The 20555-nt window shown below is 63.9% G+C and carries 18 protein-coding genes and 1 pseudogene; 7 read left to right on the forward strand and 12 right to left on the reverse strand.

The genetic code is table 11. The features are described 5' to 3' along the window. The first annotated feature begins 1 nt into the window (after position 1). Positions 2-1114, forward strand: coding sequence for an ABC transporter permease (locus tag CAG46_RS02155; RefSeq protein ID WP_085615896.1), 1113 nt, complete (start codon positions 2-4; stop codon positions 1112-1114). Positions 1115-1295: 181 nt separating this feature from the next. Here the strand turns inward: CAG46_RS02155 and CAG46_RS02160 are convergent, their stop codons facing one another. Beyond that, the gene (locus CAG46_RS02160) at positions 1296-1700 is read right to left on the reverse strand and encodes a flagellar basal body-associated protein FliL (protein ID WP_025341058.1); all 405 of its coding nucleotides are present in this window, start codon (positions 1698-1700) and stop codon (positions 1296-1298) included. Between the two features lie 169 nt (positions 1701-1869). Between CAG46_RS02160 and CAG46_RS02165 the strand changes: the two genes are divergently transcribed. Beyond that, entirely contained in the window at positions 1870-2847 is a 978-nt protein-coding gene (locus CAG46_RS02165) for an NADPH:quinone oxidoreductase family protein (RefSeq protein WP_075046718.1), read from the forward strand. Between the two features lie 114 nt (positions 2848-2961). On the opposite strand, the gene CAG46_RS02170 is transcribed toward CAG46_RS02165, so the two are convergent. The 5 genes from CAG46_RS02170 to trxA all read right to left on the reverse strand — a co-directional run bounded on the left by CAG46_RS02170 (position 2962) and on the right by trxA (position 8412). Then, positions 2962-3612, reverse strand: coding sequence for a gamma-glutamylcyclotransferase (locus tag CAG46_RS02170; protein WP_025341060.1), 651 nt, complete (start codon positions 3610-3612; stop codon positions 2962-2964). Between the two features lie 245 nt (positions 3613-3857). Further along, complete coding sequence (locus CAG46_RS02175) at positions 3858-4826, reverse strand: CDP-6-deoxy-delta-3,4-glucoseen reductase (protein WP_085615898.1); 969 nt, start codon at positions 4824-4826, stop codon at positions 3858-3860. Beyond that, entirely contained in the window at positions 4826-6292 is a 1467-nt protein-coding gene (gene ubiD / locus CAG46_RS02180; RefSeq protein ID WP_025341062.1) for a 4-hydroxy-3-polyprenylbenzoate decarboxylase, read from the reverse strand. Before ubiD ends, CAG46_RS02175 begins: the two co-directional genes overlap by 1 nt. Positions 6293-6497: 205 nt before the next feature. Beyond that, positions 6498-7757 (reverse strand): transcription termination factor Rho, encoded by a 1260-nt coding sequence (rho, locus tag CAG46_RS02185; protein ID WP_003253661.1) that lies wholly within the window; start codon positions 7755-7757, stop codon positions 6498-6500. A 328-nt stretch (positions 7758-8085) separates the two neighbouring features. Beyond that, positions 8086-8412 carry a thioredoxin TrxA gene (gene trxA / locus CAG46_RS02190; RefSeq protein ID WP_012274768.1) on the reverse strand — a complete coding sequence of 109 codons (327 nt, stop codon included), beginning with the start codon at positions 8410-8412 and terminating at the stop codon, positions 8086-8088. A gap of 256 nt (positions 8413-8668) precedes the next feature. Here trxA and ppx point away from each other — a divergent pair, with 256 nt between their 5' ends. After that, complete coding sequence (gene ppx / locus CAG46_RS02195) at positions 8669-10171, forward strand: exopolyphosphatase (protein WP_085616076.1); 1503 nt, start codon at positions 8669-8671, stop codon at positions 10169-10171. Here ppx and ppk1 read toward each other — a convergent pair. Continuing rightward, positions 10158-12401: a polyphosphate kinase 1 gene (ppk1, locus tag CAG46_RS02200; protein WP_084785300.1), complete on the reverse strand. Its 2244-nt coding sequence runs from the start codon at positions 12399-12401 to the stop codon at positions 10158-10160. The two genes, ppx and ppk1, sit on opposite strands and share 14 nt — an antisense overlap. A gap of 213 nt (positions 12402-12614) precedes the next feature. On the opposite strand from ppk1, the gene CAG46_RS02205 reads away from it, so the two are divergent. Beyond that, a complete protein-coding gene (locus CAG46_RS02205; protein WP_085704029.1) occupies positions 12615-13259 on the forward strand; it encodes a DedA family protein in 645 nt (214 codons plus the stop codon). 549 nt (positions 13260-13808) lie between these two features. On the opposite strand, the pseudogene CAG46_RS29010 reads toward CAG46_RS02205, so the two are convergent. Then, positions 13809-14387: pseudogene (locus CAG46_RS29010) on the reverse strand (sterol desaturase family protein); the annotation flags it as partial. A 112-nt stretch (positions 14388-14499) separates the two neighbouring features. On the opposite strand from CAG46_RS29010, the gene elbB reads away from it, so the two are divergent. Continuing rightward, positions 14500-15159, forward strand: a complete 660-nt coding sequence (gene elbB / locus CAG46_RS02215) for an isoprenoid biosynthesis glyoxalase ElbB (protein ID WP_025341066.1) — start codon at positions 14500-14502, stop codon at positions 15157-15159. Between the two features lie 179 nt (positions 15160-15338). On the opposite strand, the gene CAG46_RS02220 is transcribed toward elbB, so the two are convergent. After that, complete coding sequence (locus CAG46_RS02220; protein WP_013974739.1) at positions 15339-15791, reverse strand: YaiI/YqxD family protein; 453 nt, start codon at positions 15789-15791, stop codon at positions 15339-15341. A gap of 172 nt (positions 15792-15963) precedes the next feature. Between CAG46_RS02220 and CAG46_RS02225 the strand changes: the two genes are divergently transcribed. Next, a complete protein-coding gene (locus CAG46_RS02225) occupies positions 15964-18819 on the forward strand; it encodes a class I adenylate cyclase (RefSeq protein ID WP_085615902.1) in 2856 nt (951 codons plus the stop codon). A gap of 116 nt (positions 18820-18935) precedes the next feature. Here the strand turns inward: CAG46_RS02225 and rnk are convergent, their stop codons facing one another. The 3 genes from rnk to cyaY all read right to left on the reverse strand — a co-directional run bounded on the left by rnk (position 18936) and on the right by cyaY (position 20051). Beyond that, positions 18936-19346 (reverse strand): nucleoside diphosphate kinase regulator, encoded by a 411-nt coding sequence (rnk, locus tag CAG46_RS02235; protein WP_025341069.1) that lies wholly within the window; start codon positions 19344-19346, stop codon positions 18936-18938. Between the two features lie 146 nt (positions 19347-19492). Next, complete coding sequence (locus CAG46_RS02240; protein ID WP_085615904.1) at positions 19493-19717, reverse strand: DUF1289 domain-containing protein; 225 nt, start codon at positions 19715-19717, stop codon at positions 19493-19495. 1 nt (position 19718) lies between these two features. Further along, positions 19719-20051, reverse strand: a complete 333-nt coding sequence (gene cyaY / locus CAG46_RS02245) for an iron donor protein CyaY (RefSeq protein WP_004575827.1) — start codon at positions 20049-20051, stop codon at positions 19719-19721. 297 nt (positions 20052-20348) lie between these two features. Here cyaY and CAG46_RS02250 point away from each other — a divergent pair, with 297 nt between their 5' ends. Next, positions 20349-20555, forward strand: a complete 207-nt coding sequence (locus CAG46_RS02250) for a lipoprotein (RefSeq protein ID WP_075046725.1) — start codon at positions 20349-20351, stop codon at positions 20553-20555.

Here is a 20555-nt window from a genome sequence, read left to right on the forward strand (position 1 = left end):
GATGTCGCGCCTGAACCACACCCTGCGCCTGGGCCTGAAAGAGCTGACCAGCCTGCGCCATGACAGCGTGCTGCTGTTGTTCCTGCTGTATGCCTTCAGCGTGGCCATCTACATGCCCGCAGCCGGCTCGGTGATCGGCGTGCACAACGCCAGCGTCGCGGTGGTGGACGAAGACCACAGCCTGCTGTCACGCAAGCTCGGCGAAGCCCTGCAACCACCCGAATTCCAGCCCGCCGTACCGCTGGCCCCGGGGCGCCTGGACCAGGCCATGGACAGCGGCCAGTACACCTTCGTGATCAACGTGCCGGTGAATTTCCAGAGCGACCTGCTGGCCGGGCGCTCGCCGGAACTGCAGATCAATGTCGACGCCACGGCCATGAGTCAGGCGTTCATGGGGGCCGGCTATATCGGCCGCATCTTCGAACGCGAGTTGCTCGACTACAGCCAGCGCAACAACACGCAGAGCCCGGTGCTAATCAACGCCAAGGCCCTGTTCAACCCCAACCTGGAGGGTGGCTGGTTCCTGGCGGTGATCCAGATCGTCAACAACATCACCATCCTGGCGATCATCCTCACCGGCACCGCGTTGCTGCGCGAGCGCGAGCATGGCACCCTCGACCACCTGCTGGTGCTGCCGCTGACCGCGCTGGAAATCATGCTGGCGAAAATCGCCAGCAACGCGCTGGTAGTGGTGATCTGCACCTGGACTTCGCTGGTGGTGGTGGTCAAGGGCGCGCTTGGCGTGCCGCTCTCCGGTTCGATGGGCCTGTTCCTGGCCGTGACCGCGCTGTACCTGTTTGCCAGCACCGCACTGGGCATCTTCCTCGCCACCCTGGCGCGCTCGACGCCACAATTCGGCCTGCTGGCAATCCCGGTGATCATCCCGATGCTGTTGCTGTCCGGCGGCAGCACACCGCTGGACAGCATGCCGCAGTGGCTGCAGTGGGTGATGCAAGGGTCGCCGTCGACGCACTTTGTCAGCCTTGGCGCCGCAATCCTGTTCCGTGATGCCGGATGGACGGTGGTGTGGCCGGACATCCTGGCACTGGCCGTGATCGGGCTGGTGTTCTTCGGTGTGGCGCTGGCGCGGTTTCGCCGAAGCCTGGCGTCCTGATCCGCGCATACCCGGCTCAAAATCTGAAAGATTGCGCGATTCCTGTGGGAGCGGGTTTACCCGCGAACACCGGCGCAGCCGGTGCCATGCACCGCGTTGGATTCTTCGCGGCTAAAGCCGCTCCCACAGGGATCGCGCCACAGTGCGGATTGCGCTGTTCCTGAGAGAGCCGGCTTGCCGGTCACTGCACGATCAGGTTGTTGAACAGCAGGTCTTCAACGATCGGCTTGCCCTCTTCGGCTTCCATTACCTGCTGCACCTGTTTCAGCGCTTCCTGGCGAAGATGCTCCTTGGCCTCGACGTTGCTCATGCTGTCCACCGACTGTTGGGTGAACAGCGCCACCAGCTGGTTGCGGATCAGCGGCTCGTGGTGCTTCACCGCCTTGGCGGCTTCGTCGCCGGTCACGCGCAGGGCCACGTCGGCTTTGTACACGCGCAGCCGCGGGCTGCCGTCGAGGGCGTAGTTGCCGACAAAGGGCGGGCTCAGGCTGATGTAGGCGACTTTCGGCGCCCCTTCCTTGGCTTCCTCAGCCATGGCCGCAGCCGGCAGCAGCAGCGCCAGCACCATCAAGATCCACGCTTTCACGAATTTGCTCCTCAATACAGTTGGCGCCAGCTTACCCAGCATGCCGCTCAAACCCAAGCCCGGGCTTGTGCCGCCACTTATGCCTGCACATCAGGGCGCCCCATGCTCGTTGACCGGGCAGGCGGCCCTCCTACACTTATCGGCCACGACCCGCAAAGGAATAGCCCCGATGAAAGCTGTGTTGTGCAAAACCCTGGGCCCGGCGCGCGACCTGGTGCTGGAAGAGGTGGCCAGCCCGGTGCCGAAGAAAAACGAGATCCTGCTCGATGTGCAGGCCGCCGGGGTCAACTTCCCCGACACCCTGATCATCGAAGGCAAGTACCAGTTCCAGCCACCGTTGCCGTTCTCCCCCGGCGGCGAGGCAGCGGGCGTGGTGGCCGCCGTCGGGGAAAAGGCCGGCGCGTTCAAGGCCGGCGACCGGGTCATGGCGCTGACCGGCTGGGGTGCATTCGCCGAGCAGGTGGCGGTGCCGTTCTACAATGTGCTGCCGATCCCGCCGAGCATGGACTTCACCACCGCAGCGGCATTCGGCATGACCTACGGCACCTCCATGCACGCCCTGCGCCAGCGCGGCCAGCTGCAGGCGGGCGAGACCCTACTGGTGCTGGGCGCATCCGGCGGGGTCGGCCTGGCAGCGGTGGAGATCGGCAAGGCCATGGGCGCGCGGGTGATCGCGGCCGCCAGCAGTGCGGAAAAACTGGCCGTGGCCAAGGCAGCCGGCGCGGATGAACTGATCGACTACAGCCAGGCCAGCCTGCGTGACGAGATCAAGCGCCTGACCGGCGGCCAGGGCGTGGACGTGATCTACGACCCGGTGGGTGGCGAGTTGTTCGAGCAGGCAGTGCGCGGGCTGGCCTGGAATGGCCGGTTGCTGGTGGTGGGTTTTGCCAGCGGGACCATCCCGCAGCTGGCGGCCAACCTGGTGCTCCTCAAGGGCGCGGCGGTGCTCGGGGTGTTCTGGGGGGCGTTTGCCCAGCGCCAGCCGGAGGACAATGCGGCCAACTTCCGGCAGCTGTTTGCATGGCATGCCGAAGGCAAGTTGAAGCCGCTGGTGTCGCAGACTTATCCACTGGCAGAGGCAGGGGCTGCCATTGAAAAGTTGGGGCAGCGTCAGGCTGTGGGTAAGTTGGTGGTGCTGGCCAGGTAAGACAGTTCCGGCCTTTTCGCGGGCACGCCCGCTCCCACAGGAATACCATGCCGTTCGAGGCTGTGGTGATCCTGTGGGAGCGGGCGTGCCCGCGAAGAGGCCGGTGCAGGCTAATCAAACTTCGCGCAGGTTATGGCAGCGCCTGAACCGCGCCTCCAGGTTGCGATCGGGCATCTGGTGGCTGCGCAGGGCATTCAAGGTCTGTTCGACATAATCACGCGTGGTGCCATAGCGCCCCTTGGCACTGGCCAGGATCTGGCTGAGCAGGGTGTCCGGCAGGTTCCCTGCATAGCACGGCAGATGCCGCTCCAGCACGAAGCCCAGGGCCTGCACCTTGCTGCCATCACCCAACCGGCAACTGAGCCAGTGCGGCCGGTACGCCGGGTACGGCATCTCGCGCTGCCACAGGGCCATCAGCGACTCGTCCAGGCTGCTTTCATCCAGCCGGTAGGCAAAACCACTGCAGGAGCCACCACGGTCCAGGCCGAACACCAGCCCGGGGGTTTCCGGGGTGCCGCGGTGTTCGTGCGACCACAGGTACAAGCCACGGTGGTAACCATGTACCCGCGCGCGTTGCCGTTCCACCGAGTTGCACTCCGGTCGCCAGATCAACGAACCATAGGCGAACAGCCACACCGGCCCACCCTGATGGCGAGACATGGTTGTCTTCATGGAATTGAACAACTGTTCGCGAGTATGTTGCTGACCGAAGTCGAGTGTCGGTGGATATGAAACTTCCCAGGACATACTTTCAAGTGCCGACATAAGCTGCCGCCATTATCCCTGTGAACTACGGATGTAGCGAGATTCGATTACGATGCGCCCCCAGCCTCTGTACCAAGGGCGCTTGCAGTAACCATAGGACAGAAGTGCAGGAATACTCAAGCCCTTGCGCCAGAGTTTCATCCGCGCTCCCGACGACTGGAAAGTACTGTTTCGGCAACTGTGAAAGTTATTAGCCAAGGCGGTAACAATTACCGCCTTATACCCATACTTTCAAACTTCGGTTATTAGCCGCGTGGTGCGTAGGCAAACACATCGGCGCGCATGCGGTGCGCATCCATGCCGGCTTCGACCAGGGCGTCGAGAGTGGCATAGATCATGTTCGGCGAGCCGCTGGCATATACATGCACGCTGTTGAGGTCGGCGATGTCCTCGCAGACCGCCTCATGCAGCATGCCGCAACGGCCTTCCCAACCGCACAGGTCGCTGACCACCTGATGCAGGAACAGGTTGGGCAGGCGCTGCCATTCGTCCCAGTGCTCGATCTGGTAGAAGTCCTCGGGCCGGCGCACGCCCCAGTACAGGTGCACCGGGTGCTTGAAACCCTGAGCCCGGCAATGCTCGACCAGGCTGTGCATCTGGCCCATGCCGGTGCCAGCAGCGATCAGCACCAGCGGCCCGTCGGGCAACTCGGCCAGGTGGGTGTCGCCGAACGGCATTTCGATGCGCGCCAGGCCGTCGCGCTTGAGCTGCTCGATAAGTTGCACCGCACTGGGCTCGCGCGCCAGCACATGCAGCTCCAGCTCGCGCCCGGCATGGGGTGCGGAAGCCAGCGAAAACGCCGCCTGCTTGCCGCCTTCGCGCTCGATCATCAGGTACTGCCCCGCGTGGTAGCGCGGCGGCTTGCCAGCCGGCGCGCGCAATCGCACGCGCCAGACGTCGCCACCGACCTCGACGCACTCACTGACACTGCACGCCAGTTTGCGCACCGGCAGCTCGCCAAGGGCGAGCACACCATCCCAGAGCAACACGCAGTCCTCCAGCGGTTCGGCAATGCAGGTGAACAGCTCGCCATGGTCGCGGACTTCACCGTCCTGGCGTACCCGGCCTTCGACCAACAACGCGGCGCAGACATGGCAATTGCCATTGCGGCAGCTGTTCGGGCAGTCATAGCCCAGCCGCCGCGCTCCATCCAGGATCCGTTCCCCGGGTTCGAGCGCCAGCACCGCCCCGGACGGCTGCAACGTTACCTGCATCAATCTATTCCCAACTGATCCCACAGCTCATCGATACGGCGGGTGACGGCTTCGTCCTTGACGATGACCCGTCCCCATTCGCGTGTAGTCTCGCCCGGCCACTTGTGCGTGGCGTCCAGGCCCATCTTCGACCCCAACCCGGATACCGGCGACGCGAAGTCCAGGTAGTCGATCGGGGTGTTGTCAATCATCACCGTATCACGCTTGGGGTCCATGCGCGTGGTGATGGCCCAGATCACATCGTTCCAGTCGCGGGCATTGATATCGTCATCGGTGACAATAACGAACTTGGTGTACATGAACTGTCGCAGGAACGACCACACACCCAGCATCACGCGCTTGGCGTGGCCCGGGTACTGCTTCTTCATGGTCACCACCGCCATGCGGTAAGAGCAGCCTTCCGGCGGCAGGTAGAAATCGACGATTTCCGGGAACTGCTTTTGCAGGATCGGCACGAACACTTCGTTCAGCGCCACGCCGAGGATCGCCGGCTCATCTGGCGGGCGGCCGGTGTAGGTGCTGTGGTAGATCGGTTTCTGCCGGTGGGTGATGCGCTCGACGGTGAACACCGGGAAGCTGTCCACTTCGTTGTAGTAGCCGGTGTGGTCGCCGTACGGGCCTTCCGGGGCCATTTCGCCCGGGTGGATCACACCTTCCAGGATGATTTCGGCGGTGGCCGGTACCTGCAGGTTGCTACCCCGGCACTTGACCAGTTCGGTGCGGTTGCCGCGCAGCAGGCCGGCGAAGGCGTACTCGGAGAGGGTGTCCGGCACCGGGGTCACGGCGCCGAGGATGGTGGCCGGGTCAGCGCCCAGGGCCACGGCGACCGGGAACGGCTGGCCAGGGTTCTTCTCGCACCATTCGCGGTAGTCCAGGGCCCCGCCACGGTGGCTGAGCCAGCGCATGATGACCTTGTTGCGGCCGATCACCTGCTGGCGGTAGATGCCCAGGTTCTGGCGGTCCTTGTTCGGGCCGCGGGTGACGGTGAGGCCCCAGGTGATCAGCGGCGCCACGTCGCCCGGCCAGCAGTGCTGTATCGGCAGAGCGCCGAGGTCGACATCGTCCCCCTCGACCACCACTTCCTGACACACCGCGTCCTTGACCACTTTCGGCGCCATCGACACGACTTTCTTGAAGATCGGCAGCTTGGACCAGGCATCCTTCAGGCCCTTCGGCGGCTCAGGCTCCTTGAGGAAGGCCAGCAGCTTGCCGATTTCCCGCAGTTCATCGACCGACTCGGCGCCCATGCCCATGGCCACGCGCTCCGGGGTGCCGAACAGGTTGCCCAGCACCGGGATGTCGAAGCCGGTGGGCTTTTCGAACAGCAATGCAGGGCCCTTGGCACGCAGGGTGCGGTCGCAGACCTCGGTCATTTCCAGGACGGGGGAGATCGGAACCTGGATGCGCTTGAGCTCGCCGCGCTGTTCCAGGCCACGGATGAAGTCGCGCAAGTCGCGATACTGCATGCAGGAGCCTCGTGTTGGCCGTATCGGTCGGGGGTGCAGAGTGTAGCGCCGTTCGGGCTTTGTTTGGGGGCAAAAATGCATTGGGGCCGCTTCGCGCCCCTTCGCGGGCACGCCCGCTCCCACAAGGATCACACTGAACCTGTGGGAGCGGGCGTGCCCGCGAAGGGCCGCAAAGCGGCCCCAATTACTGCCTGGCCTGAAACGCTTACTTGCGCTTCATCGACAGGAAGAACTCGTCGTTGGTCTTGGTCTGCTTGAGCTTGTCGACCAGGAACTCGATGGCGGCGATTTCGTCCATCGGGTGCAGCAGCTTGCGCAGGATCCACATGCGCTGCAGTTCGTCGTCGGCGGTCAGCAGCTCTTCGCGGCGGGTACCGGAACGGTTGATGTTGATGGCCGGGAACACGCGCTTCTCGGCGATGCGGCGGTCCAGCGGCAGCTCCATGTTGCCGGTGCCCTTGAACTCTTCGTAGATCACTTCGTCCATCTTCGAGCCGGTTTCGACCAGCGCGGTGGCGATGATGGTCAGCGAACCGCCTTCCTCGATGTTACGCGCGGCACCGAAGAAGCGCTTCGGCTTCTCCAGGGCGTGGGCGTCGACACCACCGGTCAGTACCTTGCCGGAGCTCGGGATCACGGTGTTGTAGGCACGCGCCAGACGGGTGATGGAGTCCAGCAGGATGACCACGTCCTTCTTGTGCTCGACCAGGCGTTTGGCCTTCTCGATCACCATTTCGGCAACCTGCACGTGGCGGGTTGGCGGCTCGTCGAAGGTGGAAGCAACCACTTCGCCGCGCACGGTGCGCTGCATTTCGGTCACTTCTTCCGGGCGCTCGTCGATCAGCAGAACGATCAGGTGGCACTCGGGGTTGTTGCGGGTGATGTTGGCCGCGATGTTCTGCAACATGATCGTCTTGCCCGCTTTCGGCGGAGCAACGATTAGGCCACGCTGGCCTTTGCCGATCGGGGCGCACAGGTCGATGACGCGGCCGGTCAGGTCTTCGGTGGAGCCGTTACCGGCTTCCATCTTCAGGCGCTTGTTCGGGAACAGCGGCGTCAGGTTTTCGAACAGGATCTTGTTCTTCGCGTTTTCCGGGCGGTCGAAGTTGATGGTGTCGACCTTCAGCAGGGCGAAGTAACGCTCCCCTTCCTTCGGCGGGCGGATCTTGCCGACGATGGTGTCACCGGTACGCAGGTTGAAGCGGCGGATCTGGCTGGGCGAGACGTAGATATCGTCAGGGCCGGCCAGGTAGGACGCATCAGCCGAACGCAGGAAACCGAAACCATCCTGGAGAATCTCCAGCACGCCGTCACCCGAGATCTCTTCGCCGCTTTTCGCGTGCTTCTTCAGCAGGGCGAAAATCACGTCCTGTTTGCGCGAACGGGCCATGTTTTCGATGCCCATCTGTTCGGCCATTTCCAAAAGATCGGTAATCGGCTTTTGCTTGAGTTCAGTCAGGTTCATAAGGGGAGTGACGTAATCATGTAAGAAGGGAGAATTAAGCTTCTGGCTTAATGAGGCCGCGCCGCTAGATGGCGACAGGATCGCGTACTGATTCGAATTAGGGATGCTTCGGCGACGGCGTGTAGAGGGCACTGGAGAAGCAGTGCGAGGCCGAATGTAACACTTGCTTTTTTCGACGTCTAGTGGTTTTGACCGGGTAAATCGTGCCATGTGGGAGCGGGTTTACCCGCGAAGGCGGCAGCGGGTTCGGCATCGAATTCGCGGGTAAACCCGCTCCCACAGGCCCTTCGGGCAAAGAAAAGCCCCGCATCTGCGGGGCTTTTTTCCATCACAGGTGGGCGTCGAGGAACGCGGCCAGCTGCGATTTGGACAGGGCGCCGACCTTGGTGGCTTCGACGTTGCCGTTCTTGAACAGCATCAGCGTCGGGATACCACGCACGCCGTGCTTGGCCGGGGTTTCCTGGTTCTCGTCGATGTTCAGCTTGGCGACGGTCAGTTTGCCCTCGTAGGTAGCAGCGATGTCGTCCAGAACCGGAGCGATCATCTTGCATGGGCCGCACCATTCAGCCCAGTAGTCGACCAGCACCGGGCCTTGAGCCTGCAGTACGTCGGCTTCGAAGCTGGCGTCGGTGACGTGTTTGATTTTGTCGCTCATGGAAATCTCCAAGGTCGTAAGCAATAAAAAACGTTGCCCATCATAGCCGCACCCGTCTCCTACAGGAAGCCGCGGACGATTGAGTGTAACTATAGTTGTGCAAGACGCCACGAATCGAAACTGTCATGCAAACGTCATAGCATCGAATGGCACATTGCCTTGCATCAAGGCCAGCTCAACGGCTATGTACCACGCGTTGGCGACAGCCTGCTATCGTGGCACGATTGCCGGGTTAACGACCGAGAACAACCAGATCATGCCGCAAACCATCGCGAAGAACCTGTCCCTGATCGCCGCCATCGACCTTGGCTCCAACAGCTTTCACATGGTCGTGGCCAAGGCCCACCATACCGAAATCCGCATTCTCGAGCGGCTCGGCGAGAAGGTTCAGCTGGCCGCTGGCATCGACGAAGAACGCAAGCTCAGTGAAGAGGCAATGGAACGAGGCCTGGATTGCCTCAAGCGCTTTTCCCAACTGATCAACGGCATGCCGGCAGGCTCGGTGCGCATCGTCGGTACCAACGCCTTGCGCGAAGCGCGCAACCGCAACGAATTCATCCAGCGCGCCGAAGCCATCCTTGGCCACCCGGTCGAAGTGATCTCCGGCCGTGAAGAAGCGCGCCTGATCTACCTGGGCGTGTCGCACACCCTGGCCGATACACCCGGCAAGCGCCTGGTGGCCGATATCGGCGGCGGCAGTACCGAGTTCATCATCGGCCAGCGCTTCGAGCCGCTGCTGCGCGAAAGCCTGCAGATGGGCTGCGTCAGCTTCACCCAGCGCTACTTCCGCGACGGCAAGATCACCCCGGCCCGCTACGCCCAGGCCTACACCGCCGCGCGCCTCGAGCTGATGAGCATCGAGAATGCCCTGCACCGCCTGACCTGGGACGAGGCCATCGGCTCGTCCGGTACCATTCGTGCCATCGGCGCCGCCATCAAGGCAGGCGGCCTGGGCAATGGCGAGGTCAACGCCGAGGGGCTGGCCTGGGTCAAGCGCAAGCTGTTCAAGCTTGGCGAGGTCGACAAGATCGACTTCGAAGGCGTCAAGCCGGACCGCCGCACCATCTTCCCGGCGGGCCTGGCGATTCTCGAAGCGATCTTCGATGCCCTGGAACTGCAGCGCATGGAACACTGCGACGGCGCCCTGCGCGAAGGCGTGCTGTTCGACCTGCTGGGCCGCCACCACCACGAAGACGTGCGCGAACGCACCCTGAACTCGCTGATGGAGCGCTACCACGTGGACCAGGGCCAGGCTGCGCGCGTCGAGCGCAAGGCATTGCACGCCTTCGACCAGGTGGCCGACGCGTGGGACCTCAAAGACGGGAATTGGCGCGATCTGCTGGGCTGGGCGGCGAAAGTGCACGAAATCGGCCTGGATATCGCCCACTACCACTATCACAAGCACGGCGCCTACCTGATCGAACACTCCGACCTGTCGGGCTTCTCCCGCGAGGACCAGCAAATGATGGCCTTGCTGGTGCGCGGCCACCGCCGCAACATCCCCAAGGACAAGATCGCCGAGCTGGGTGAGGAAGGGGTCAAGCTGCTGCGCCTGTGCGTGCTGCTGCGCTTCGCCATCCTGTTCCACCACATCCGTGGCAACCAGCAGATGCCGAAGGTCGAGCTCAAGGCTGCCGACAGCAGCCTCGATGTGGCCTTCCCTGAGGGCTGGCTGGAACAGAACCAGCTGACCCAGGCCGACTTCGCCAACGAGGCGGAGTGGCTGGCCCGGGTCGGCTTCGTCCTCAGCGTACGTTGAGGACCGGGTTGCTCAGGCGCTCCAGCAGGGTCGCCTGGGCACTGCGCGGGTTCTGGTTGCCGGTCGGCGTGCTGCGCACGTAGCGCCCGTCCGGCTGCAGGGTCCAGGCGTGGGTGTTGTCGGTCAGGTAGCCTTCCAGCTCCTTCTTCACCCGCAGCAACAGCTTCTTGCCTTCCACCGGGAAGCAGGTCTCGACACGCTTGTCGAGGTTGCGCTCCATCCAGTCGGCACTGGACAGGTAGATCTGCTCTTCGCCGCCATTGAGGAAGTAGAACACCCGCGTGTGCTCGAGGAAGCGGCCGATGATCGAGCGCACCTGGATGTTGTGCGAAACCCCCGGAATGCCTGGGCGCAGGCAGCACATGCCACGCACCACCAGGTCGATCTTCACGCCCGACTGGCTGGCCTTGTACAGCGCCTTGATGACCTTGGCGTCGGTCAGCGAGTTGAACTTGGCGATGATATGCGCCGGCTTGCCTTCGAGGGCGAACTGGGTTTCCCGCGCGATCATGTCGAGCATGCCCTTCTTCAGGGTGAACGGCGCGTGCAGCAGTTTCTTCATGCGCAGGGTCTTGCCCATGCCGATCAGCTGGCTGAACAGCTTGCCGACGTCCTCGGTGAGGGCGTCGTCGGAGGTCAGCAGGCTGTAGTCGGTGTACAGGCGGGCGTTGCCGGCGTGGTAGTTACCAGTGCCCAGGTGCGCATAACGCACGATCTCGCCCTGCTCGCGGCGCAGGATCAGCATCATCTTGGCGTGGGTCTTGAAGCCGACCACGCCGTAGATCACCACCGCACCGGCCGCTTGCAGGCGGCTGGCCATCTGCAGGTTGGACTCTTCGTCGAAGCGCGCCCGCAACTCGATCACCGCAGTGACCTCCTTGCCGTTACGCGCCGCGTCCACCAGCGCGTCGACGATTTCCGAGTTGGCCCCGGAACGGTACAGGGTCTGGCGCACGGCAAGCACGTGCGGGTCCTTGGCGGCCTGGCGCAGCAGGTCGATCACCGGGGTGAAGGACTCGAACGGGTGCATCAGCAGGATGTCCTGCTTGCCGATCACGCTGAAGATGTTGTCGGCGTTCTGCAGCAGCTTGGGGATCGCCGGGGTGAACGGCGTGTACTGCAGCTCGGGGTGGCTGTCCAGGCCGGTGATGCTGAACAGGCGGGTAAGGTTGACCGGGCCGTTGACCTGGTACAGCTCGCTTTCGCTGAGGCTGAACTGCTTGAGCAGGTAGTCCGACAGGTGTTTCGGGCAGGTGTCGGCCACCTCCAGGCGCACAGCGTCACCGTAGCGGCGCGAGAACAGCTCGCCGCGCAGGGCGCGGGCCAGGTCGTCGACCTCTTCGGAGTCCAGCGCCAGGTCGGCGTTACGGGTCAGGCGGAACTGATAGCAGCCCTTCACCTTCATGCCCTGGAACAGGTCGTCGGCGTGCGCGTGAATCATCGACGACAGGAACACATAGTTGGCGCCCGGGCCACCCACCTCCTCCGGCACCCGGATGACCCGCGGCAGCAGGCGCGGGGCCGGGATGATCGCCAGGCCCGAATCGCGGCCGAAGGCGTCGACACCCTCGAGCTCGACGATGAAGTTGAGGCTCTTGTTCACCAGCAGCGGGAACGGGTGGGTCGGGTCGAGGCCGATCGGGGTGATGATCGGGGCGATTTCGTCGCGGAAGTAGCGGCGCACCCAGGTCTTGAGCTTGGGTGTCCAGTAACGCCGGCGGATGAAGCGGATATGGTGCTTTTCCAGCTCTGGCAGCAGCACGTCGTTGAGGATCGCGTACTGGCGCTCCACTTCGCTGTGCACCAGGTCGCTGATGCGTGCCAGCGCCTGGTGCGGCTGCAGGCCGTCGGCACCGGCCTGCTCACGGGCGAAGTTGATCTGCTTCTTCAGGCCGGCGACGCGGATCTCGAAGAACTCGTCGAGGTTGCTGGAGAAGATCAACAGGAACTTGAGGCGTTCGAGCAGCGGGTAGCTCTCGTCCAGCGCCTGTTCCAGCACACGGATATTGAACTGCAGCTGCGAGAGCTCGCGATGAATGTACAGGCTGCTGTCGTCCAGGCCTGGGATGATGATTGCCGGGGCCGGCGCGGGTGCCGGAGCCGCAGTTTCTGCCACCGGTTCCGCGGCAGGCAGGGGCGCCGGCGGCAGGTCTGGCGGGGTCTGCACCATCTCTTCGGGGAGCTCCTGAGCATCCTTGATCGCGACAGGGGTTAGCACTTCATTATTCATCTGGCGTTCCTGAGGACGTTAACGCCCTATCATCTATTGAGCGGCAAGATAAGCGCCCATTATGACGCCTGTGTTACATGCCAGGGCAAGCCATGGCGCGTGGCTTCTGGCATTCTCCGAGCAGGAATTGTTCATGTCGAGACACATTTGGACACTTTCACGAACGCGCGCGAAGGGGTAGGCTTCGCGTTCATTTCGCCAGCACCTCAGAAAATGCTTCAACAATTCCTGCAGGATTTCGGCTACTTCGCCCTTTTTCTAGGCACCTTCTTCGAAGGCGAGACCATTCTGGTGCTTGCGGGATTCCTTGCGTTCCGCGGTTACATGGACATCAACCTGGTGTGCCTGGTGGCGTTTTTCGGCAGCTATGCCGGCGACCAGCTGTGGTACTTCATGGGCCGTCGCCACGGGCGCAGGATCCTGGCACGCAAACCGCGCTGGCAGGCGATGGGTGACCGGGCGCTGGACCACATCCGTCGCCATCCCGACATCTGGGTACTGAGTTTCCGCTTCGTCTATGGCCTGCGCACGGTCATGCCGGTGGCCATTGGCCTGTCCGGCTACCCGCCACGCCGCTATCTGCTGCTGAATGGTCTTGGCGCTGCCATCTGGGCAGTGGCCCTGGGCGCGGCCGCGTATCACTTCGGCGCCATCCTCGAAGGCCTGCTGGGCAACGTGAAGCGCTACGAGCTATGGGTGCTCGGTGGCCTGTTGGCGCTGGGCGGCCTGCTGTGGCTGCGCCGGCGCTTCCGCACGTTGCGCGCGGAGCGCAAGGCGGCGGGCAAGGCCCAGGCCCCAGAGGCTGAGCAGGCTGTAAGCCACGAGCAGCAACCAGGCCAGCGGCACGACCACCGCTAGGCCCAGTGCGCCGGCCAGGTACAGCGCCGGCGCATTCGCCAGCAGCCGTAACAGCTCCAGGCGCACGGCCCATGGCCGGTTCTCCAGCAACGCGCCCAGCACGAACAAGCCAAACGCCATCAGCGCCCAGCCGAGTACCAGGGCGGCGGTTGGCACGCGCTCGGCCACCTCCATCAGATAGCTGCCCAGCGCCACGTAACCCACGAATTGCGCCGCCACATAGGCCTGCTGCGCACGGCCCAGGGCAACCTCGAACTTGCGAAACATCGCCAGGTCCTGCTTGGCCTGCGGGTAGCGTGCAGCCACATCGGCCGGGCGCCAGCCGGTGGGCATGAACCAGATGCGCAGTTTGTCCCACAGGCTGCCGGCGCGACGGGCGTCGTGCCAGAGCTGGGCATAGAACTGCAGGTTGGCCCACAGCGGGTTCCAGCTGGCCAGCGGCGTGGTCACCCCGAACACCACCGGCTCGGCCGGGTCTTCCTCTTTGAAGGTGCCGAACAGACGATCCCAGAGAATGAACACGCCGCCGTAATTGCGATCCAAGTAAGCAGGATTTTGCGCATGGTGGACGCGATGGTTGGATGGCGTGATCAACACCCACTCAAGCCAGCCCAGCTTGGGAATGTGCCGGGTATGCACCCAGAACTGGTACAGCAGGTTGAGCGACGCCACCGTGATGAACACCAGCGGCGGCACACCGAGCAACGCCAGCGGCAGGTAGAACAGCCACGAGAAGATGAACCCGCTGCTGGTCTGGCGCAGCGCCGTGGTGAGGTTGTATTCCTCGCTCTGGTGATGCACCGAGTGCGCAGCCCACAGCACGTTGCGCTCGTGGCCAAGACGATGCAGCCAGTAGTAGCAGAAGTCGTACAGGACAAAGGCCAGCAGCCACACCCACCAGGCCTGCGGCGGCAGGCGCAGCAACGCCATGTGCTCGAACGCCAGGGCATAGGTCACCAGCCCCACCCCTTTGGTCAGCAACCCGGTACTGGTCGACAGCGCACCGGTGCTGAGGCTGTTGATCGAGTCAGCCAGGGTGAAGTTGCGCTGGCCGCGCACACGGTCGGCCAGCAGTTCGACGGCGATCAGCACGAAGAAGAACGGCACGGCCAGCAGGATCAGGTCCATGGGTACGACCTCAGGTGTTATCCGCCAAGATTAGGCCGCGCTTGCAGGAATCCCTATGGCTACATCTGCCAAACTAGAGGACATTTAGCGCCTCGACACTGGAGTAAAAAGCATGACAAAAAAAGTAGCGGTGATTCTTTCCGGCTGTGGCGTTTATGACGGCGCCGAAATCCACGAAAGCGTGATCACCCTGCTGCGCCTCGACCAGCGTGGTGCGCAGGTGCAGTGCTTCGCGCCGAACATTGCGCAGATGCATGTGATCAACCACCTGACCGGCGAGGAAATGCCCGAATCGCGCAATGTGCTGGTGGAGTCGGCGCGCATTGCCCGCGGCGAGGTCAAGGACATCCGCGAGGCCAAGGCCGAAGACTTCGATGCGCTGATCGTGCCGGGCGGTTTCGGGGCGGCGAAGAACCTGTCCAACTTTGCCGTGGAAGGCGCCAACTGCAGCGTCCACCCGGATGTGCTGGCCCTGGCCGAAGCCTTTGCCGACGCCTGCAAGCCGGTTGGCCTGATCTGCATCTCGCCGGCGCTGGCGGCGAAGATCTACGGACCAGGCGTGGTCTGCACCATCGGTACCGACGCTGGCACTGCGGCGGCCGTGACGAAGATGGGTGGCACCCATGAAGAGTGCGATGTGCACGATATTGTCGAGGACACCCAGCGCAAGCTGGTGACCACCCCGGCGTACATGGAGGCCAAGTCGATCAGTGAAGCGGCTGGCGGGATCTACAAGCTGGTGGATCGGGTGCTGGAGCTGACTCACGAGTAACGGGTGCAAGATTCAGAATCTGACGCGGTCCCTGTGGGAGCGGCCTTGTGTCGCGAAAGGGCCGCAGCGCGGCCCCGGCAACTTATGCGGCGAAGCTGAAATCCTGGGGCCGCTTCGCGGCCCTTTCGCGACACAAGGCCGCTCCCACACGTCGTGTCCATCCCGCCAGCCGGGTCGCTTCAGGGTTTGGACAACCGGGCAATGATCCGGTCCAGCGCATTGGCAAACGCCTGTTTCTCGCGCTCGCCATAAGGCGCCTGCCCTCCCCCCACCTGGCCCTGCTCGCGCAGCTCGGTGAACAGGTTGCGCGCCGCCAGCCGATCACCCATGTTGCGCTCGTCGAACTCGCGCCCGCGCGGGTCCAGTGCCGCCACGCCCTTTTTCACCAGGCGGTCGGCCAACGGCACGTCACTGCAGATCACCAGCTCGCCAGGCACGGCGTGCTCCACCAGGTAATCATCGGCCGCGTCCATGCCGCTGGGCACCACGATCAGGCGCACGATCGCGAACGCCGGCTTGGCCACAGCCTGGCCCGCCACCATCACTACCTCGAACTTGCGCTTGAGGGCGAACTTGACGATCAGATCCTTGGCCGCCTTGGGGCAGGCGTCGGCATCGATCCACACACGCATCGGAAAACCTCGCAATCAGCTTGAGGCCCCCATCATGCCTCAAGCGCAACGAAAGCTGCAGCCGCCGCCCACGCGCGCTGGGAAAATGGCGCCAATATTTCAATTGCCGCTTATCCGACCCCGCCACTCAGGCTACACTCGCCACAGCTCCGCTGGCCTGCCCGAGTGCGCAATGAACCACCCCCACGAAATCCGCCCCGACCTGGACGAAGGCATCGACCGCAAGGTCCTGGCGACATTGCGTGCGCGCTTCCTGCGGCTCAACCAGGGTCGGCTGCAGCGGGCCCTGGAGGGCCTGTCGACGCGCCAGCAACAGGTGCTGACGCTGCTGCCGCTGCTGTTTCATGTGAACCACCCGTTGCTGCCGGGCTATGTCTCCGGCAGCACCCCCGCCGGCGTATCGGGCTACGAGCCAAGCGCCGACCTGGTAGTCGAGGCCCAGCGCCTGGCCCGCTCGTTCACCTACAAGGCCCGCCATGGCAACCCGCCGCGGCCGATCCACGGCCTGTTCCTGATGGGCAGCCTGGGCTCGCTGGCCCAGGCCGAGCACAGCGACATGGACCTGTGGGTGTGCCATGCACCCGGTCTGGCCGACGAGCTGCTGGGCGAGTTGCGCCGCAAATGCCAACTGCTGGAGGCATGGGCGGAAAGCCTGGGTGCCGAGGCACATTTCTTCCTGATCGACACGCAAGGTTTCGCCCAGGGCCAACGCGAGGGCCAGCTCGGTTCCGACGATTGCGGCACCACCCAGCACTACCTGCTGCTGGACGAGTTCTACCGCACCACTATCTGGCTGGCCGGGCGCACACCACTGTGGTGGCTGGTGCCGGTCTACCAGGAACACGATTACCACACCTATACCCAGACCCTGCTGTCCAAGCGCTTCATCCGCAGCCAGGACGCCCTCGACCTCGGCAACCTGGCGCACATTCCGCCCGGCGAGTTCGTCGGCGCCGGCTTGTGGCAACTGTTCAAAGGCATCGACTCGCCCTACAAGTCGCTGCTCAAGCTGCTGCTGACCGAGGCCTATGCCAGCGAACACCCCGCAGTACGCTGCCTGAGCCTGGACTACAAGCAGGCAGTGTTCGCCAACCAGCTCGACCTCGACGAGCTGGACCCGTACGTGATGGTGTACCGGCGCATCGAGCGCTACCTGCTGCAGCGTGGCGAACACGCGCGCCTGGAGTTGGTGCGGCGCAGCCTGTACCTGAAGGTGAACAAGAAGCTCAGCGACCCGGCCCGGGCCAATGGCTGGCAACGCCGGCTGTTGCAGCGCCTGGCCGACGAGTGGGGCTGGGACGAGCGCCAGTTGGCCCTGCTGGACAGTCGCAACCAATGGAAAGTGCAGCAGGTTGCCGTCGAGCGCCGCGAGCTGGTGGCCGAACTGAACCACAGCTACCGCTTTCTCAGCCAGTTCGCCCGCACCCAGAACGCCAGCAGCCGCGCCGACCAGCGCGATCTCAATGTGCTGGGCCGGCGCCTTTACGCGGCCTTCGAGCGCCGCGCCGGCAAGGTCGAAGTGATCAACCCTGGTATCGCCCCGGACCTGGCCGAAGGCACCCTGACCCTGGTCCAGGCGCCTAACCGCAAAGAGCCCGGCAGCCACCACTGGGAGCTGTACACCGGCAACCTGAGCCCCCATGAGGTGGACCACTTCAGCCCGCTCAAGCGTTGCCGCGAACTGCTCGAGCTGCTGACCTGGGCCCATCGCAACGGGGTGATCGACAGCAGCACGCGCCTGGCGCTGCACCCGGGTGTCAGCGACCTCAGCGAATTCGAGCTGTTCAACCTGGTCGGCTGCCTGCAGCAAAGCATCCCCCTGCCCTTGCCGACCGTCAGCGAAGTGCGCCTGCTGCAACCCAGCGTTGCCGACGAGGTGCTGCTGCTGGTCAACGTCGCCATCGACCCGCTGCGCCACCACCGCGACCTGAACATCCTGATGACCACCGAGCGTACCGACTCGTTGAGCTATGCAGGCGTGCGCGAAAACCTGGTCCTGACCCTGGACCAGGTCACCCTCAACAGCTGGAACGAGGTACTGGTCCAGCGCTATGACGGCGAGCACGCGCTGGTGCGCTGCCTGCGCGACTTCCTCAACAGCCCCGTACTGCGCGGCCACCGGCCGAGGGTGCGGGTGCGCTGCTTCTGCCACAGCCGCGCGCAGGCCATCGGCCAACGCGTGGAGGAAATCTTCGACACCGTGCAGCTGCTGCTGGACCAGGGCCTGAACCACCGCTACCTGCTGCAGGTGGCCCAGCACACCCATGTGCTGGAGCTGCTGGCCGGGCATGTCGGCCTCACCACCCTGGCCGAGCACGAGGCACTGCTGGACCACCTGGGCGAAGAGCGTAGCGCCTACAGCCCGCTGTACCTGGATGCCAACGCCCTGCAGGACCACGACCTGCACCTGGTGCTGGAGCAGGGCCGACCGGCCTGCATCCAGGTGTTCTACCGCCTGCAGGGTGACTGGGCCGAGCTGTACGTGCTGGATGAATACAATGCCCTGTGGCAGCAACGCCTGCCTCTGCACGACGAAGCCCACCTGCTGTTGCCGCTGCAGCGCTTTCTGCGTTCGGTGGTGATGCGCCGTGATGCCCGGCTGCCGCTGGACACCCAGCGCGCGGCCTCACTGGACATCCACTACGCGCAACTGTTGCCTTCCGGGCCAGGCAAGGCGCGCAGCATCGAGCCGCGCCAGGCCCCGCTCGAGGGTAGCGACCAGCCTTACTATGAGGTGCAGGCGATCATCCAGGCCGGAGTGGCGGGTGCGGCGCACGTGACGCTGTATTGCGACCAGCAGGAGTTTTCCGAACTGGAGCATGGTGAACAGCTGTATGCGGTAGCCGCCCGGCAGATCATCGGGCAGCGACATGGTGCAGGGCAGTACCGCTGCTACATCACTGACCTGGATTTGTCCGAGTTGCTGGATGACCAGCTGGGGTCGACGCAGCTGTACCTGCGCTACAAGCGGGAGCTGGAGCAGGCTTTGAACGAGGGGTTGGAGCAGGTTTTGGCAGAAGGATCCTGAGTTGCCGGGGGACACATGTGGGAGCGGGTTCACCCGCGAACACCGGCGAAGCCGGTGCCATACACCGCGTCGCCTTCTTCGCGGGTAAACCCGCTCCCACAGCGGCCCCCTGGCCCTTACAGGTCGAAATCGCCCGCCGCTTCCGGCTGGTATTCCACTTCCAGCAGCTTCAGCTTGAGGGTCTTGCCCCCCGGCGCCGGCCAGTCGATCTGCGCGCCCACCGACAACCCCAGCAAGGCGCAACCGATCGGCGCCAGGATCGAGACCTTGCCTTCCGGCCCGGCATCCTTCGGGTACACCAGGGTCAGGTGGTAGTCCTTGCCGCTGGCTTCCTCACGGCAGTGCACGCGCGAGTTCATGGTCACCACTCCAGCCGGGACTTCCTCGTGACCGACCACCTGCTCGGCGCGGTCCAGCTCGTCCTGCAGGGCGAGCACACCCGGCGTACTCTCGTCGAGGCTGTCGATCAGACGCTCCAGACGTTGTACGTCCAATCGGGTGAGGATGAGGGAAGGCTTGGTGCTCATGATCCAGTCAGACTCCTTTGAACAGGCGGTTTTCATCGTGCAGATAAAGCAAAACCCCGCCCAAGGGCGGGGTTTGTGAAGGCTTTGGCGTCACCGACGCAGAACCCGACGTTACCACAGCCGGGTAAATACTCAAGCCCCTGCGATCAGTGTGCCTTAGCCTGGTCGCGCAGGGCCTGGGCCTCGCGGCAGATCTGCCGGCGCCGTTGGTCATCGGCCGAACGCCATTCGCGGATGTGCTCGACATGCCGGTGGCAACCCGTGCAGACCCGCTGTTCGTCCAGCCGGCAAACGCTGATGCAGGGCGACGGTACTGCGGGGCTGACGTTGCTGTAGAGCGGCTTGGGCGGCCGGGCCTGGGTGCTGCTCATGTCAGATCTCGTCGAAGTCCAGCTTCTCGCCGGCCCGCTCCCAGACGATGCGCTCGAGCATTTCGCCCAGCAGCTCCTCGCTCTTCTCGCACACCCACTTGCCGCTGTCTTCGTCGTAGTCGAAGTGGAAACCGCCGGATCGGTCGGCCAGCCACAGCTGGCGCAGCGGCTCCTGGCGGCTGAAGATCAGCTGGGCGCCGCCTTCGAACTTGACGGTGAGGACGCCAGCGGAGTTCTCCATGTCCAGGTCCAGGCCGCTCTCGTCGAACAGGTCTTCCAGGGCCTGTTGGGTCGCGTCGACCAGATCATGGAAACGCGCTTCACTCAAACTCATTGCAGGAACCTCGAAATTGGCTGCGTTACAGGCAAGCCCGGCAAGATACGGGCGCTTGCCGCCGAATGCAAAGGTTTAGCCGCTACCTTCACTTGCCCCTTCGCGGCTAAAGCCGCTCCTACAGGTACTGCACATGGCGTGAGGCCGATGCGGTCGAGGTGGGAGCGGCTTCAGCCGCGAAAGGGCCCTTGCAGGCGGTAAGAATAGCCCGCCCGGCGGGCCGGCCCTTGCATAGGCAAGCCGTCGGTCGCTCGGTATACTCGGGCGCAATACCGCATATTTCTAAGGATTTCACCCATGAAGCGCCTGATTTCCTCCCTCGCGGCGCTGGTCGCTGTTGCCTGCCTCGTTTCGGCCTGCGGCCAGAAAGGCCCGCTGTATCTGCCAGAAGACGGCGATAACGGCAAAGCGCACAAGTCGCACCAGCACCAGCCAAAAGCCAAGCCGGCCCCGGTACAAGAGCAGCAGCCGGAGCTCGAGCCCGAGCAGTCGCCAGCGCAGTAA

Source organism: Pseudomonas sp. B23(2017) (genome assembly GCF_002113725.1).
GTDB classification, from domain to species: domain Bacteria; phylum Pseudomonadota; class Gammaproteobacteria; order Pseudomonadales; family Pseudomonadaceae; genus Aquipseudomonas; species Aquipseudomonas putida_Z.